This window comes from Leminorella richardii, assembly GCF_900478135.1.
Taxonomy (GTDB): Bacteria; Pseudomonadota; Gammaproteobacteria; order Enterobacterales; family Enterobacteriaceae; genus Leminorella; species Leminorella richardii.
In genome coordinates this window covers 1,050,630-1,066,624 of record NZ_LS483470.1, presented here as the reverse complement: position 1 = coordinate 1,066,624, position 15,995 = coordinate 1,050,630, and the positions used below count along the sequence as shown (strand labels likewise).

The 15,995-nt window shown below is 33.0% G+C and carries 15 protein-coding genes and 2 pseudogenes; 2 read left to right on the top strand and 15 right to left on the bottom strand.

Going from position 1 to position 15,995, the window contains the following annotated elements; translation table 11 throughout:
* Positions 1 to 42: 42 nt before the first annotated feature.
* From galE to DQM29_RS04970, 15 genes and pseudogenes are all read right to left on the bottom strand, one after another.
* Positions 43 to 1,062, bottom strand: a pseudogene (gene galE / locus DQM29_RS05025) (UDP-glucose 4-epimerase GalE).
* 70 nt (positions 1,063 to 1,132) lie between these two features.
* Complete coding sequence (locus DQM29_RS05020; RefSeq protein ID WP_111739595.1) at positions 1,133 to 1,834, bottom strand: glycosyltransferase family 2 protein; 702 nt, start codon at positions 1,832 to 1,834, stop codon at positions 1,133 to 1,135.
* 75 nt (positions 1,835 to 1,909) lie between these two features.
* Entirely contained in the window at positions 1,910 to 3,172 is a 1,263-nt protein-coding gene (locus tag DQM29_RS05015; protein WP_111739594.1) for a protoporphyrinogen/coproporphyrinogen oxidase, read from the bottom strand.
* Positions 3,169 to 3,951 carry a glycosyltransferase family A protein gene (locus DQM29_RS05010; RefSeq protein ID WP_111739593.1) on the bottom strand — a complete coding sequence of 261 codons (783 nt, stop codon included), beginning with the start codon at positions 3,949 to 3,951 and terminating at the stop codon, positions 3,169 to 3,171. Before DQM29_RS05010 ends, DQM29_RS05015 begins: the two co-directional genes overlap by 4 nt.
* Positions 3,951 to 5,039 (bottom strand): EpsG family protein, encoded by a 1,089-nt coding sequence (locus DQM29_RS18690; protein ID WP_170126491.1) that lies wholly within the window; start codon positions 5,037 to 5,039, stop codon positions 3,951 to 3,953. Before DQM29_RS18690 ends, DQM29_RS05010 begins: the two co-directional genes overlap by 1 nt.
* A gap of 226 nt (positions 5,040 to 5,265) precedes the next feature.
* Positions 5,266 to 6,285, bottom strand: a complete 1,020-nt coding sequence (locus tag DQM29_RS05000) for a lipopolysaccharide biosynthesis protein (RefSeq protein WP_111739591.1) — start codon at positions 6,283 to 6,285, stop codon at positions 5,266 to 5,268.
* Positions 6,286 to 6,289: 4 nt separating this feature from the next.
* The gene (locus DQM29_RS18090; protein WP_145960335.1) at positions 6,290 to 7,036 is read right to left on the bottom strand and encodes a polysialyltransferase family glycosyltransferase; all 747 of its coding nucleotides are present in this window, start codon (positions 7,034 to 7,036) and stop codon (positions 6,290 to 6,292) included.
* A gap of 357 nt (positions 7,037 to 7,393) precedes the next feature.
* Complete coding sequence (neuC, locus tag DQM29_RS04995; RefSeq protein WP_111739590.1) at positions 7,394 to 8,560, bottom strand: UDP-N-acetylglucosamine 2-epimerase; 1,167 nt, start codon at positions 8,558 to 8,560, stop codon at positions 7,394 to 7,396.
* A 1-nt stretch (position 8,561) separates the two neighbouring features.
* Positions 8,562 to 8,762, bottom strand: a complete 201-nt coding sequence (locus DQM29_RS18610; protein ID WP_332102938.1) for an SGNH/GDSL hydrolase family protein — start codon at positions 8,760 to 8,762, stop codon at positions 8,562 to 8,564.
* A gap of 475 nt (positions 8,763 to 9,237) precedes the next feature.
* Complete coding sequence (locus tag DQM29_RS18605) at positions 9,238 to 9,675, bottom strand: acylneuraminate cytidylyltransferase family protein (RefSeq protein WP_332102951.1); 438 nt, start codon at positions 9,673 to 9,675, stop codon at positions 9,238 to 9,240.
* 22 nt (positions 9,676 to 9,697) lie between these two features.
* Positions 9,698 to 9,817, bottom strand: coding sequence for a cytidylyltransferase domain-containing protein (locus DQM29_RS18600; protein ID WP_332102937.1), 120 nt, complete (start codon positions 9,815 to 9,817; stop codon positions 9,698 to 9,700).
* Positions 9,818 to 9,821: 4 nt separating this feature from the next.
* A pseudogene (gene neuB, locus DQM29_RS04985) lies at positions 9,822 to 10,865 on the bottom strand (N-acetylneuraminate synthase).
* Position 10,866: 1 nt separating this feature from the next.
* Positions 10,867 to 11,490, bottom strand: a complete 624-nt coding sequence (locus DQM29_RS04980) for a NeuD/PglB/VioB family sugar acetyltransferase (RefSeq protein WP_111739589.1) — start codon at positions 11,488 to 11,490, stop codon at positions 10,867 to 10,869.
* A 38-nt stretch (positions 11,491 to 11,528) separates the two neighbouring features.
* Positions 11,529 to 12,524, bottom strand: coding sequence for an NAD-dependent epimerase/dehydratase family protein (locus DQM29_RS04975; RefSeq protein ID WP_111739588.1), 996 nt, complete (start codon positions 12,522 to 12,524; stop codon positions 11,529 to 11,531).
* A 24-nt stretch (positions 12,525 to 12,548) separates the two neighbouring features.
* A complete protein-coding gene (locus tag DQM29_RS04970; protein WP_111739587.1) occupies positions 12,549 to 13,643 on the bottom strand; it encodes an LPS O-antigen chain length determinant protein WzzB in 1,095 nt (364 codons plus the stop codon).
* A 621-nt stretch (positions 13,644 to 14,264) separates the two neighbouring features.
* Here DQM29_RS04970 and cysK point away from each other — a divergent pair.
* Positions 14,265 to 15,233: a cysteine synthase A gene (gene cysK / locus DQM29_RS04965; RefSeq protein WP_111739586.1), complete on the top strand. Its 969-nt coding sequence runs from the start codon at positions 14,265 to 14,267 to the stop codon at positions 15,231 to 15,233.
* A 470-nt stretch (positions 15,234 to 15,703) separates the two neighbouring features.
* A complete protein-coding gene (gene ptsH, locus DQM29_RS04960) occupies positions 15,704 to 15,961 on the top strand; it encodes a phosphocarrier protein Hpr (protein WP_027273961.1) in 258 nt (85 codons plus the stop codon).
* Positions 15,962 to 15,995: the final 34 nt, after the last annotated feature.

Here is a 15,995-nt window from a genome sequence, read left to right as displayed (position 1 = left end):
AATTATTCCTTAAGTAAACAAGGTCTCTAAAGGCCTTGTTTACTATCTATATCCATTAGGATTATTTTTCTGCCATCTCCATGCATCACAAATCATATCTTCTATATTGCGTTTAGCATGCCATCCTAGTTTTTGAGCCGCCAATGATGGATCTGACCAACATTCTGCAATATCACCTTTTCTTCGCTCAACAAATTTATAATTAATATTAATACCAGTCATTTTTTTAAATGAATTAATAAGTTCAAGAACAGAATATCCAACTCCCGTGCCAATATTATAAACCTCAAAAGAATCATTCAAATTAGAACGTGATAGCGCAGCCAGATGTCCCTCAGCTAAGTCCATAACATGAATGTAGTCTCTAATCCCTGTTCCGTCTTTAGTTGGATAGTCATTTCCAAAAATAGATAAATGATCAATATTTCCTATAGCTACTTGACATATATAAGAAGAATATATTGTTCGGTATGCCATTAGGGCTTTCACCAATAAGTCCCGAACTATGAGCGCCAATAGGATTAAAATATCGAAGACATGTTATAGAAAAATCTGGATTAGCAAGAGAGAAATCCTGAAGTATTCTTTCAACCATCAACTTAGATGTTCCATAAGGATTAGTTGTCCCTCCAACACGTGCAGCTTCTGTCAATGGAATAAATTCAGGTTCGCCATAGACAGTAGCTGAAGAACTGAACACGAGAGTCCTAACATTATAATGAAGCATTGCTTCTAATAAGACTAGAGTTCCTGCGATATTAGTATAATAGTATTTCACAGGGTCTTTAACAGACTCTCCGACAGACTTCAATCCAGCGAAATGAATTACAGATTCAATTTTATGCATTGATAATATATTAGACAATAATTCCTTATTTAATACACTACCCAAATAAAAATGAATTTTCTTTTTGTCAATTTAGAGATGCGATCTAATGACTCTTTAGATGAATTAGACAAATCATCAAGAACAACAACCTCATGCTCATCTTTCTGCTCTAATAGAGCCAGGATTGTATGAGAACCTATATAGCCAGCACCACCCGTTACTAAAATTGCCATTTTCATCTCCAATAATAAATCTTTAACAAAATCTATATTCTTTTTAATAAAGCCTGAATAACATATCTAATCATAAGATAAAAAATAAGAATTTATTATTATTCAATTCATTTTTTAAAATAGTATAATGCCAAGCAATAGATTTGAATTTATTAGAAGAAACAGACTTTTCGCATACCCTATATTTTGCCAAAGGAGTAATAATCCCTATAGAATTTGTACTCTTTAATACATCAAGCCACATTTTATAGTCTTCATGCCCGATGCACTTCTGTAGAATCTTGCCCACAAATAAGGTATCATAAACTCCTGTTAAATTTCCTAATTGGTTGCCTCTCAACATAATATCGTATGTCAAAAGTCTTTTTGCTAATACCTTTGTAAGAATTTTACCATCCTCAGACATACGGAAATATGATGAATGAGAACATCCTACATTAGAATCTTTCATACATTCAATTTGTAGTTGTAGCTTAGTAGGAAGCCAGACATCATCGCTATCTAGAAATGAAATATAACGACCTTTAGCATTATTAATTCCAATATTCCTAGCTTTTGAAACTCCAATATTTTCATCTAAATTAATAATGATAACTTGTTCTAAATCCTCATATCTCTTTAAAATCAATGAAGTATTATCAGATGAAAAATCATTTATAATAATCAGCTCAATATTATTATATGTCTGAGTTAGGACCGAAGAGATGGCTTCTTCAATATATTTCTCAGCATTAAATGCTGGCATAATTATAGAGACTAGATCATTACACATAATATTTCCGAAAAACGTGCAGTATTAAAAATTTACTATAAGATCTAAATTCTAAATCCATAGAATAAACATAAATTAAATTTCTTGAGAAATTTTTATTGCGTCAAGCATTGAGTCTTCAATTGAGCAATATTTCCAATCCCCATAACGTCCTATTGTATAAACACCTCTTTCGGAAAGGCTTTCTTTAATATTGTCTTTTATGCTATCAAGCTTATTATCTACATGAACATAAGCAGGATCCATAATTATTGGAATGTATGAAATAACTTTATGTTCATCAATTATCCCAGATTTTTTTAGCCCTAAAATAGCTAATCTCAACTGTTCATCAACATTAATATATTCATTAGGAGAAAAACCAATTTCAACATAGAGGCTCAATCTTTCATCCCCAAGAATATTATTATAAAATCCGACGCGATAAAAGTTATATTCTTTCTCTGGAAAATATGACCAATGAATATCATTATATTTAGAGGCTTTATCAAATCCCAAGTTAAGGACTAAAACCTTATTCCAAGAAAGGGTGTTAATAATATCTTTATAATTTATATCGACAATACTTTCTAAGAGAGAATTGAAAGGCATAGAGTTTATTAAGAATTGATAAGAAATATTTCTTTTGTTTGTAGTAACTATTTTATCTTTAACGTTAATAGATATAACACTCTCACCTACTGATATTAGTTTACTACTAATATCCTCTGCTAAGGCATCTATAAAAACCTTAGCTCCTCTTCTAGGATACAAAAATGTTGAATTATAACTATCTTGAAATTCACTCTTAAAATTTCTTATGATCTTAGTTAGATCAGCATATGGAAAAAATCGTCCCATCGCATTCTGATCTAATAAGTTTAAATCACAGGCATATAATTTCTCATTATATGGCCTCAAGAATTTGTCGGTTATAGATGTACCAAATTTTCCATATAGCATGCTTAAAAAGGAATTATAATGCTCTGACTCATTTTTAAAAAACAAATCATATAAACAATCAATAAATTCTTCTTTATCTAATTGATGAATATTAGTTTGAAATGGAAAATCAATTACTAGATCTTTATAAAATATTTTAGTAATTTTTTCTCTTAAAACAAGATCACTATCTGAAATTTTACTTCTAAAGAAGTTCTTTATATCTTCATTAGCAAAATGGAAAAAATGTCCCGCATAGTCCCATACAAAACCATCTTGGTATATTGTTCTACAATATCCACCTAGCTCATTTTCTTTTTCTAGAAGAATAATATCATCATTTTTCTTAGTGTTAGCAAACATAAGTCCTGAAGCACCACCACCAATAATCAAATACTTGCACTTGGAAATATTCATTTCAAATCTTCTCTTATATATTTAATTGAACCTTCGAACATTTTCATTAAAAACCCCAAAAAACTATATTTATTAGAATATTCAGCGTGTTTCTTAATGGCAAATAAAATATTGAGGAACATACCTTTATACCCAAATAATCGGACAAATGCAGCCCCTTTAGATACGATCAAATGATCGTTGAAGTCAGTACCAGAGCTTTCAGCCGGATGAATAACAATAGGGATAGGAATATATAATAATTTCAGATTGTTATCTAAAGCATCTTTCAAAAAAATTATTTCATCATGTACTCTATATTTACTTCCCAATCCAAAATCCACATCTAGCTTGATACCAGCTTGAATTATACTATCTTTTCTAAAGGCTATTTCTATTGATGCACATCGAAGAATAGAACGACTATTGTGCCATTGTTTATGTACTGGATATCCCTTATTAAAAGGTTTACCTTCAGGAGTTATAATCTGAAAAGTAATAATATCAGCTGAAGGATTATCTCTAAATGCACAATTTATTATTTCCTCTGCATTATCAACATATCCAACATCATCATCAGCGATTAAGCAGATATCTCCAATAGCATTATTTAAAGCCATATTACGACTATTAGAAGAACCTCGTTCAATGCAAGAAATCATTCTAATATTATCCTGTATCTCTAATGAAGAGAAGTCAGACTGGTTAATCAATAAGATAGGAGTCTGTATATTTTTATATATCCAATCTATTTCTGATATATTCTTCCTATGCATTGTTGCCATTAATATTTCCAGCATTAAAAACTCCACTCATATTTTATTTCAGAATTTGACATCATCATAATTTCATAAATTAAATAAATTAATCCAATAAAAGAGAAAATACAAAAATAGAATAGTTTATTACTTCTATTATTAATAGAATATATAAAATTAGATAAGATAAATATATCTATAAGATAATAGAAAGAAGATATCCTAGATGCCACTCTAAAATCAAAAGCGAGAATAGAATAAGATATAGCACCTAGAATAAAGATAATAATTTGCGTATGCAACAATGTCCCAGGGATTATCAACTTATCATTGGGCCACATTAATAACACTACATAAATAAAAATAATCCTTGCAGTATCTGGATTAAAATAGCTACCATTAGCATGATAATTAGTTACATAATAATATATTTTCGATAGAACTGATATATCTTGTGTTAGCAATATATAATCGCTAATATTAAACAAAAGACAATTCGCTAATAATATTGTAGATGCCAACATTAATGAAAATAGAATTCTCTTTTTATTTAATTTAATCCCAATAAAAAATGGCACCAATAATGCCATTAAAGATACACCATGGAATAAACTTGCAAAAACATTAATAATAAAATATTTTTTTAGTGACCGATTTTCATACGTAACATACTTTATTGAGTAGAAAAAAATCAGTATAGATAGTGCCTGTCTAATCTGTCCATATGGTCCACGAAAAAAATAAAACAAAAAGAGAAAAAATATAGACACTATAAAGTAATAGGAATTTAATTTTACACTATAAAATATAAAAATACTAAGAATGAGGGAGAAAAATAAATTGAAGAGGAAATAATCCGCATCAAAAAGTCTAAATATATAATTTGCAAAAAGGTAACCTGGTTCCGTCCAAGAGTTTAGACTAAGTTCATTAATATCTATGGAGTAATATATATTATAATATTGTTCAACATCCCACCCTCTGGTTCTAAATGCAATTAAGATAAAGATAAAAAAAATAAAAACGTATAACGTCGTACTCTCTTTAACTATATTATAATATACTTCTCTAATTGAGAATAAAAAAGCTAATCCAATAGCAAAAGAAATTAATAAAAAATTTGAAAACAATAAATATTGGTTCAGACAAATACATTTTTAAAAGCTCCTCACATACCTAACAGAAAGGAACAATGAAGTAATTAATGATAATATACTAGAAATCAGTAATGCGTATGGTACATTTTCATATGCAATATCATACATATACACATATGATAAAACTATTAGGTGTAGACCTGATGAAAAAACAGTAATCAACAGCACAGCCCAAGTTTTTTCCATGAAGAATAATGTATTAGATGACATTATTGATAAAAAAATAATTGGATATGCCCACAGATATATTTTTTATTATCTCTGATGCGTGAGCATATTGATTTGAAAAAAAGCCTCTAAGTATAAATGGAAATGAAAAATAAAATACAATAATAAATATTAAAAAAACAAAAAATTGACATATAGCTAACTTAATATATTTAGCCATATTTTTAGCAGAAAAGAACTTAACCATAAATGGCATTGTTGCTTGATTCAACGATAACATAAAAATATTGGCAACCATCGAAAATTGATATCCAACACCAAATACTGCTAATTGAGTGATTCCAAAAAAAGTTGCAATAAAAATTTTGTCCGCACCAAATCGAATAAAATTAATTACTCCATTGGGTAGTAAAGGAAAAACAAAATTCAACACCTGAAAAAACTCTAATTTCCATCCTAGCTTTTTATCATCTTCATTAAATTCTTTCAATATGGAATAAATAGACCATATGCATAATACTACTAGAGGAGTTAGCAATGATATAATCCGAAATTCAAATGATGGTGAGATATATTCGAAAGATAGATACGTCAATAATGTGCTAATAGATATATTCACTAAAAATAATAATGATGCATGTATCGTCTTAAGTGTAACACGAAATAAAACAGCACGTAGCTGAACAATACTAATACAATAAGAATAGAGAATAGATATGAGATATATTCTATTCAATTGAAGAAGAAAGAAAGAAAGAAATAGAACTACCGATATAATAGATATAAAAATGATAGATAATTTTAGTTGCCAGTTAAATCTTTTTTTATCTTGTTTATGAAAAAAAACAACTGACCAACTATCAATGCCAAACATAACAAATAAAGAAAAAAATGATACATATGTATTAAATAGTTCTAATCGTCCATAGTCAGCAGTTATGAGATTATGTGTTATGTATGGTAAAAGAAGAAATGGAATAGCTTTATTTATCATATCAAAAAGTAAATAAATAAATGAATGCCCCATGATTTCTTTATATAATTTAGACATACTATCATTCAATTCCAATTTTCTTAACTATATCTAACCACTTTTCAGAATGATATGGTGTAAAAAGTTTTAAAGGTATACATTGAATCTCTCTATCTGCTATCTTTACATTCTTTATTGATAATGAAGTTGAACATAATGCAACACAGGAATCAAAAGGGTGAGGACAAATATAAGGTAATAACTCTATCGGAAAATTAGATGGGAAAGAAAGAGTTCCTGGTATTGAATATGCTTTTTCTTTTGGATGTTGCTTTAAATAAACTAAATAATCTCTATCTAAGAATTTTTTTGCAATAATATTATATAGTTCCATTTTTAACTCAGTACTACAATATTTATCATCATCTACTGGTTGTGTTAATATTATGCATGTCTTTTTATTTTTATTTAAATCCAATACATCTAACAAAAACGTCTTTTTAAGAAGATTCTTTGTTTCTGTGCTGGTATGATGAAGAAGGTTTCCAAAACTATATTCTCTTGCTTTATGCCGTACCCTTTGAGGTAAATCAACTGGTCTCTCAACTTCTATCATATGAATCCACTTTTCTTCCCCCCATACTTGATCACGATAAGACAGACCAAATAATGCACGAATAATACCTTTAGATAAAGAAACATTATGGGGTATATAATTTGATAGCCCATCCTCTCTTAAAATAAGAGTATTACAAATCCCACGAAAAACTTTTGATAAAAATGGTCCGGAATGATATACGTATCCAGTTTCAAATGACAAACCATTCAATACTTTAGGTTTCCATTGATGAGGGTATATTATCGGATTATGGTTTCCGAAAAGTAATATTTCGTCTAATTATTGATGGAAAAAAATGTGGTAATATAGAGAATTCATTAATTATTGAGGACTCTCTCAGAAAATAAAACTTTATGTCATTAAAGTTTTTAATTAAATTATATCTTATATCGATAGGTATAAACTGAAAATCAATTAAACATATAATTGATGTGTTTCTTTTTATCAAATTTTCTTCATTAGAATATGTATCACATATAGCCATAACTAATTGACGATATGTGATACACAAATGAACTACATTACACATGATTTGTATCACAATAAGAAAAAGCTAACATACCATAACTAAAAGGTAAACTCATGATCGAAGAAATCCTTTTGATAAGTAATATTTTCATTAAAAATAAATTCTTTTATTATATGAAGAGCCTTTTCAGATGAATCATCCTGAAGATATGGATTAGTAGAATTGTTGACTAATTCTATAAATTGTTCTTTCTTAGTTAATTCTATTGCACGCACTATTTCCTCTTTTTTGCAGGCAATATCTATAACTGAAGCTCCTCTAACCCTTCCTTTTTGTCTATCACCTATATTTATCGTTGGTATTTTTAACGATGGTATTTCAATTAATCCGGAAGAAGAGTTACCAATTAATCCTTTAGAATATTTATTTAAAGCAAGATATTCATCTACTTTTACTGAAATCAGATAGCGAGAATTATTGCGCTGACAAAATTGCAGTGTTTTTTCTCTTACACAATCAGCACCAGTATCTGAATTAGATCCAATAAATATAAAGTTATAATCAGAGATAAATACTTCTAATGCACTAAGTAATTCATCTAATTGAAACTCTATAGATAGTGAAGATAGTGTTTCAGGATGATAAACGACCATGAAATACGGAACATCTAATCTCCCAAAACGCGCTTCAAGTTCACTTTTCTCAGGCAAACCCATTAACAAACTATTTTGAGCACCTAGAGCACCAATATTATATACATAATCAGGGTTCTCACCTAACTGGATAATACGCTTTCGATATATCTCTGTTGATGCTAAATGCAATCGACTCATTTTAGTAATAGAATGTCTAATAAATTCATCATAATTACCTAGCGTTTTTTCACCACCATGAAAATGGATAATAGGTAAATTATGCATAGCAGCTGCAATCGCTACAGAAAATATTTCATATCTATCACCAAGTAACATTACAGCATCAAATTTTTTCTCTTCAAAGTACTCACCAAATTTCTTTTGGCAAATAGACATTGATGTTAATATAGATGAATTATTTTCTGTATTAATTGAAATAGGAAAAAACTTCTCTATTTTAAAACCATCTTGTTGAATAACTTTATATGTCTCACCATATGCCACCTCACAATGCATACCAGTTACAGCAATGACTAGCTCAATCTCAGAGTCATTTTTCAATTTAACTAATAACTCTTTCATAATTCCATATTCAGCTCTTGAGCCAGATATATAAATTATTTTCTTCATCTTACAAGATCCTTTCTATTATTTCTTTCAATTTTAAATAGGCTAAATCAGTAAAATGCAATCCATCTAAAGTAAATTCTGATTTTAAACTACCATATTCATCAGATAATTCTGTCGTTATATCAAGAAAACATATGTTTTTATTTATTTTCTTTTCTAAGTAAACATTTAATTCATCAATAATTTTATTATTACGATCCATTCGCCCCTAGTCCTAGGAACTGAAAGTAAAATTATCTTTGTATTTGGATTTATTTTATTTATACATCTTATCGTTTCATTAACCCAATTCAATGTATCATTTTTTTCCCAGCCATCTAATACCATATCATTCGTACCACATAGTAAAATCACATACTCATTAAGAGCAAGTATTTTATTTTTTAAAAATAACTTTGTCTAAGTATTCTTTTGTATTTATACCTGCGATACCTAAGTTATTTACCTCTCTACCTTTTATCTTTTCAATATTCCAGTAATCAAAAATTGAATGGCCAATTAGAGTAATTGACTTACTATCATGTCATTTGACTTTTCTTTTCTTCAATTCTATTGTTTATTCTTAAATCTAAGCTTCTCTAGACTTTAATTTATTAGCTATTGTAATAGAAAATAAAAAGTCTAATTCATCATCTATATCAACCGAATCCCTCTTATCCATAAAATAAGGAATACTATCAATACCAAAAAAATGCTTTTTTTTTCAAATAGCTATCTACATCCCCTATAAATATCGCTCCATTAGGATAATACTCTTTATGCTTTTGTCGTCTATATCCTGAATAATCAATATCATAGTTGCGCATAGAAAAATCATTTATCTCTTTAATTAAAGATGAACTTTTTTCACTTTCAGTAACAGAGACTAAATAATTTGCTAATGTATTATTCTCATATATATTTACAGCATCTCTAATGTGCTTAGAATTCCTAAATGGAGATGTTGGTTGTAAAAGTACAAAATAATGTGGTTTAACTTCTATTCTTGATAATACATCCTTAACAACCATAAAAGAAGTTGCCGTATCTGATGCAAGTTCTTTTTCTCTTAATATGACTTCCGCACCATATTTTTCAGCAATAGATTTATATTCTTCAGAATCAGTAGAAACTATAACTCGATCAAAAACATCCGAGTCAAGCGCTGCCCTCTATAGTATAAGCAATAAGGGGCCGATCAATTAGAGTAAGAATGTTTTTATTTGGCAATCCTTTAGAACCAGATCTCGCAGGTATTATAGCTATTTTTTTATACATAACATCAAATCTCTTGACTGGGGAAATCATCATGTATAATCAATTCATCTATGGAAAAATTTCTACTCGCCCTTTTTCCAAATCAGCTTATACCAATTCATAGGACTTATGCCATTACCAGGACGTTTTATAATCAAATTTTCTTCACTAAAAATATCACCGGCTAATATATTCTCTTTTGCAACGATAGACTTTCTAGCTACTATTTTATTTTTTCTTTCTGAATTTGTTACTATTTTAGTACTAGAACCCAATGATTTTTCAACACAACGAATTCCATCACATAATAATTTCAACTCATCAGGAGTAACTGACGCCTTATGATCTGGTCCAGGATAGTTTTTTATCTAATGTAAAATGTTTTTCTATAAAAACAATTCCATATGGAACTGCTGCAATACCAGCAAAATATCCAATTGAATGGTCGGAAAACCCTATCTTGTATTCATTAAAAATATCTTTGAAAGAACTTATAACATTTAAATTAACATCTTCGTATGGCGTTGGATATTCTGTATTACAGTGCAATATTGTGATTTTATTTTTACTCATTCCATTTTCACAAAGAATCGATAATGCCATTTCTATTTCATCTATAGTTGACATACCTGTAGATATTACAATTTCTTTATCTGGTATGTTTAATTTGGCTATTTTCTCTAAAATATGGCAGATTTAAAAGCTCTCCTGATGGAATTTTCCATATTTTTTGATTTCTGCCTGCAAGAAAATCAATGGACTCTAGATCAAATGGTGTAGAAAATACGTTTAGACCTAACTCTTTTGCATATTCTTCTAGTTTAATATAATCATCATATGCTAATTCTAATTTTCGTGTCATCTCTAACTGAGAATCAGTTTCACCCGTATTTTTTATTTGGTATTCTGCCTTTGGTGCAAATTTTGAAATTAGTAGATCAGCCTTAAATGTCTGGAATTTTACAGCATCGACACCCGCCTTTTTAGCTTCGTCAACCATTCTCTTAGCTAACTGATAATCGCCATTATGATTACATCCAATTTCAGCAACAATAAATACTTTAGACATTTTATTTTCTTTCCTTTATTAGCCTAGTAGGCGATCCAGCAACAACAACTTTGTCAGGTATCTCTCTTATAACTACGGAGCCAGAACCGATAATTGATAAATTTCCAATTTTAAGCTGCCCATTAACAACAGAACAACTTCCAATGAATGTTTTATATCCTACAAAAACATCTCCATTTAAAACAACATTCGTTGATATATTTGAACAGTAAGAAATATAATTCCCATGCTCTATTAAGGCTCTAGTATTAATAACAACTCCATCTTCCAATTCTGAGTCACAATTTACTATAGCCATTTTCCCTACATAAATACATGTTCCTAACTTGGATCTTTTTGATACTATTGCAGTAGGATCTACAATATTTATTGTCTTTAGAGACAAAAATTTGAGCTGTCTTAACCAAGTATCTCTATCTTCTGGATCACCGATTGCAATAAAAAAGACATATTTATATATATCTGCTATATCATCTAAAGACTTTCCAACTATTGGATATCCCTGATGTACCCCTTCTTTATTACTATCGATAAAACCATAAATTTCATAAAAATCATAATTTAAACTATCAATTACAGCTTTTGCAAAACCACCGGCACCAATAATGATAAGTTTTTCTTTCATAATTTTTATTTGCCATTTATCTTAAATTAAAAATTAACTCATTCTGATACAAATACAATGTCATCTTCCTTATTCTTAACAAATTCATACTGCAAAGTCCTATCCAATCCCTGTGATAAGCTATAAGGAGCTATAAATCCTGAGCTGTGTACTTTAGTGGCATCAAATTGCGTCGTCGCACAGAATTTTTTAACGCGTACAGAACTGATAGTATATTTCTTACCGGTGACCTTACTAAGCAGGTCAAAACACAGCCCCCCCATAATGCCAACAGCATATGGAAGATGGATTGAAGGCACTTTTTTATTAAGGCTTTTCTCTACTTCCGAAATCAGTTGGTTCATACTTAAGTCAGGTTTATCTATATAATTATAAACCTGATAGCCAACCGTTTCATTTTGAAGTCTATACTTAATAAACTCCACAACATTACCAACATAGGCCATTGATTTATAATTATTGCCAGAACCTATCATTGCAAACTTTCCACTAGATATTTGTCGAAGCAAGTTATAAACATTTCCTCGGTTACGCTCACCAAAAATAACCGTAGGCCTGATAATCGTTAAGGAACGCTCTTCTGGAGCTTTCTCATACCACTCACGCAGTACCTCTTCTGCCTGCCACTTACTTTTTCCATAATGGTTAAAAGGGTCATGTGGGTGCCCTTCATCAGGATTTTCTTTATTTAAACCATATATGGCAACAGAACTGGTAAAAATAATACTTTTAACATTATTTTTATCCATAGCGGCTAAAACGTTTTTCGTACCTTGAACGTTAACGTCGTAATACAGTGATGTTGGGCTTACATCATCGCGGTGCTCCGCTGCAAGTAGAACAACGGTTTCTCGCCCCGCCAACTCATCATTTAAAGAAGAACATTCCCGCACATCACCATGTACAGTAATACTGGGATAGAAATGACTTTGTTGTTTATCTAAATTTTTAACATCAAATTCATTTAGGGTATTTTCAATGAGGCGAGTACCAACAAATCCAGAAGCACCAATAAAAATAACTTTTTTTTTCATAGTTAACTCAAAAATAAATAGACATTAATTAGATACAGATTCGCTTCGTTTGGTATTAGTTATTGCCCCCATTCCCAACACTCCCCCAGCCCCCAAAATCCCCCCAAGCAGTGCCCCAAGCACTAAAATCAACGCCTTCTTAGGCTTATCCTTGGTCACTGGCTCCATCGGGTTTTTCAAGTAACTAAACGCCTGAGCTTTTTCATCCCCGGACTTAAATCCAGTCAGCGCCATATATTGACCCTGTAACTCGTAGTATTTATCACTCAATGTTAGGGGCTGTTTCTCAATAGAGGAAGACATCGCCATCAGTGCATCTTTTCCCAACAGGAACATATTAGAACTGTCTAGCTTGGCCAGGCCTGCTGTATCCGGTTTCTGAATATTGGCCTTTTCGGCGATGGCTAACGCCATTTTTATGTTTTCTATCTCTTCTTCGCGCTGCTCTTCGGCAATCTTTTTCAGCGATGCCATCTGATTTTCAACGCTTTGTTTTCTACCTTCAATTTGAGCCGCCAGCTGGGAGTACTGGATTTTGCCGACATTCTTATTCACTGTTGACATATAGTCGGTTAACAGCATCTTAGCCTGCTCCGCAGTCAGCGCAGGGAAGCTCACTGTGTAGACCCCGCTTTCCTTATCTTTGGCAAACTTGATGTTATCAACAATATCCTCCAGCAAACGAGCCTGCTCCTGCGGCGTCATTCCGCTGGACAATGTCTTAAAATACTCAGTGTCTCGCACAAACTGACTAATCTCATTATAAGACGAAGCCAGGCTAACAAACTGCTGAAACAGCTTAATAGACACGTCCTCTGACGTCGTTGGCTTATCCGTCTCGCCCTCAACCAGCCTAAATCCCTGATAGTAGTTAGCCATCGTATTAAACGTCGGAGCATTTATGACGGCTGTAGACGTCCACTGCTCTTTTGCGGTGAAAGCATAAATACCGGCAATAAGCGTTGTTGCTACCATACAGCCCACTATCCACAGCTTCTTTTTCCATAGCTGGGCTAGCAGTTCAAACAGATCGATCTCGTCTCTATTCTGCGGATGGTAGGCGGAGTAATCCACACCGCTTTGCATAGCCAGAGGCTGGGAAGGCGCTTTATTGCTCATTGAACTTATCCAAATAATCAAAGAAAAAAGAGAAAAAGGAAGATAATGAAAAAACAGTTAGGTACTTTTTAGGTACGCTACCGCCCTTGGGTTACGCTCCCAATGAGGCAGTAAAAAAGGCGTAGCGCTGCTGCTGACTTGTGCTGAGGCAGTTCTCCAAAAGCCAGTAAGCAAAGCAACTACGTTATGTTTCATATAGCAGAGGAAAAACGCTCTGCGTTAGTGCGCCCTAATTATACGCGCTTACCCCTCAATCGCAAGTAAACCCCTATTTACAAGGTTCAAATGTGCGATATTAATACATTGATTTAACGAGAAAAACCCATAACAGCTGATGATTTAATAACCATTATTTATTAATTTAAAACCAGATAGTCACTAAGTGATAGAAATTACAACAGCAGTTAATATCCACCTTTAACTCTCGAAAATACAACACTTTTATCCTTCCAATACGTACGCTAATAAGCCTTTTATCTTATAACTTTTATCATTCCTCTATTATTTACATATTCCTTAATCACATATCGATATGCCTATTCTTTCCTTCCCTATCTTCGGTTTATCGCTATGCTGTAGCTATTGCCTGATAAAAATCTATCAAATTTAAAAGGATAACCCATGACAAAAATTTATGAAGACAACTCAAAAACGATTGGTCACACGCCGCTTGTACGCCTGAACCGCTTGGGTAATGGGAAAATCCTGGCCAAGGTAGAATCACGCAATCCAAGCTTTAGCGTAAAGTGCCGCATCGGTGCCAATATGATTTGGGATGCTGAAAAACGCGGTATTTTGAAGCAGGGTGTACGAATTGTTGAGCCAACCAGCGGTAACACCGGGATTGCTCTGGCATTTGTCGCAGCCGCCCGCGGCTACAAGCTGACGTTGACCATGCCTGAATCCATGAGCCTAGAGCGCCGCAAGCTGTTAAAAGCTCTGGGGGCCAATTTAGTTTTGACTGAAGCGGCAAAAGGTATGAAAGGCGCAATTGAAAAAGCGGAAGAGCTGGTCGCTGCCGATCCTGAACATACTATCCTTCTGCAGCAGTTTAATAACCCAGCTAACCCAGAGATTCATGAGAAAACGACAGGGCCTGAGATCTGGGAAGATACCGATGGCAACATAGATGTCTTCATTGCTGGCGTTGGTACCGGCGGTACGCTGACCGGCGTAAGTCGCTATATCAAAAAGACTAAGGGCAAGAAAATAGTGAGTGTTGCAGTCGAGCCAACCGATTCCCCCGTCATTAGCCAAGCGCTGGCTGGTGAGCCTATCAAACCGGGCCCGCACAAAATCCAAGGTATCGGCGCTGGCTTTATTCCCGGTAACCTCGATCTGAGCCTTATTGATCGTGTAGAAAAAATTACCAATGAAGAGGCTATCGAAACAGCTCGCCGACTGATGGAAGAAGAAGGCATTCTGGCCGGTATTTCTTCGGGCGCCGCTGTCGCAGCAGCCATCAAGCTGTCCAAACAGCCTGAGTTTGCCGACAAGAATATTGTTGTCATTCTGCCCTCTTCCGGTGAACGCTATCTCAGCACCCCACTGTTTGCCGGTTTATTTACTGAACAAGAGCTACAGCAGTAGTAGATACTCACTGACTTAATGCACTGCGCGCCTCGGCCAACAAATAGGTCGAGGCGTTTTTATTGTCTGACAGTAACCCCTTCCCCCTTTTTAGCTATGTATTTTCCCTTCGCAAAAAGTCAATTCTGGTAAAATATGCGCATTTTATGTGCGCCAGATCTCGATTTTTCACATTAACATTTGCTTTATCAGCCGGTGAAAAGTATCAAGCTATTAATTTTTTCGATGCGCGAATTAAATCTTTTTCACCTCCATGCAGAGGTAAAAAAGGACGATTTAGGATAGTAACGGCTCGAAGCACCCAGCCAGCGGGCATGCACCTAAAGAGCAAAATTCTGTCGAATATTGATTCGTTAACCCGTTGGTACCTCAGCGCCATTTTTCGCAGTATTGGGGCGGGAACCAATGAAAATTAGACTAAACTTAAGTGCTACAACAATGGCGCTTTACTCATCAAGTCGAGGAATATTATGTACCAGCAAGACGTTACTGTTACCGCTCCAAATGGCCTGCACACTCGCCCTGCCGCTCAGTTCGTTAAAGAAGCAAAAGCCTTTACTTCCGACATTACCGTGACGTCTAACGGCAAAAGCTCCAGTGCCAAAAGCCTGTTTAAGCTGCAGACCCTCGGCCTGACTCAGGGGACCGTTGTCACCATCTCTGCCGAAGGCGAAGATGAAAAAGAAGCCGTTGAGCATCTGGTTAAACTGATGGCGGAACTGGAATAAGAAGGAAATTCCGCTCGCGTTTTAATCCCGTATT

Coding starts and splice junctions, on each gene's coding strand:
- DQM29_RS18610 (WP_332102938.1), bottom strand. CDS start 8,762: ATGGATCGTAATAATAAAATTATTGATGAATTAAATGTTTACTTAGAA.
- DQM29_RS04975 (WP_111739588.1), bottom strand. CDS start 12,524: ATGAAAAAAAAAGTTATTTTTATTGGTGCTTCTGGATTTGTTGGTACT.
- cysK (WP_111739586.1), top strand. CDS start 14,265: ATGACAAAAATTTATGAAGACAACTCAAAAACGATTGGTCACACGCCG.
- neuC (WP_111739590.1), bottom strand. CDS start 8,560: ATGAAGAAAATAATTTATATATCTGGCTCAAGAGCTGAATATGGAATT.
- DQM29_RS05020 (WP_111739595.1), bottom strand. CDS start 1,834: ATGTGTAATGATCTAGTCTCTATAATTATGCCAGCATTTAATGCTGAG.
- DQM29_RS04970 (WP_111739587.1), bottom strand. CDS start 13,643: ATGAGCAATAAAGCGCCTTCCCAGCCTCTGGCTATGCAAAGCGGTGTG.
- ptsH (WP_027273961.1), top strand. CDS start 15,704: ATGTACCAGCAAGACGTTACTGTTACCGCTCCAAATGGCCTGCACACT.
- DQM29_RS05010 (WP_111739593.1), bottom strand. CDS start 3,951: ATGCTGGAAATATTAATGGCAACAATGCATAGGAAGAATATATCAGAA.
- DQM29_RS18600 (WP_332102937.1), bottom strand. CDS start 9,817: ATGTATAAAAAAATAGCTATAATACCTGCGAGATCTGGTTCTAAAGGA.
- DQM29_RS05000 (WP_111739591.1), bottom strand. CDS start 6,285: ATGTCTAAATTATATAAAGAAATCATGGGGCATTCATTTATTTATTTA.
- DQM29_RS04980 (WP_111739589.1), bottom strand. CDS start 11,490: ATGAAAGAAAAACTTATCATTATTGGTGCCGGTGGTTTTGCAAAAGCT.
- DQM29_RS05015 (WP_111739594.1), bottom strand. CDS start 3,172: ATGAATATTTCCAAGTGCAAGTATTTGATTATTGGTGGTGGTGCTTCA.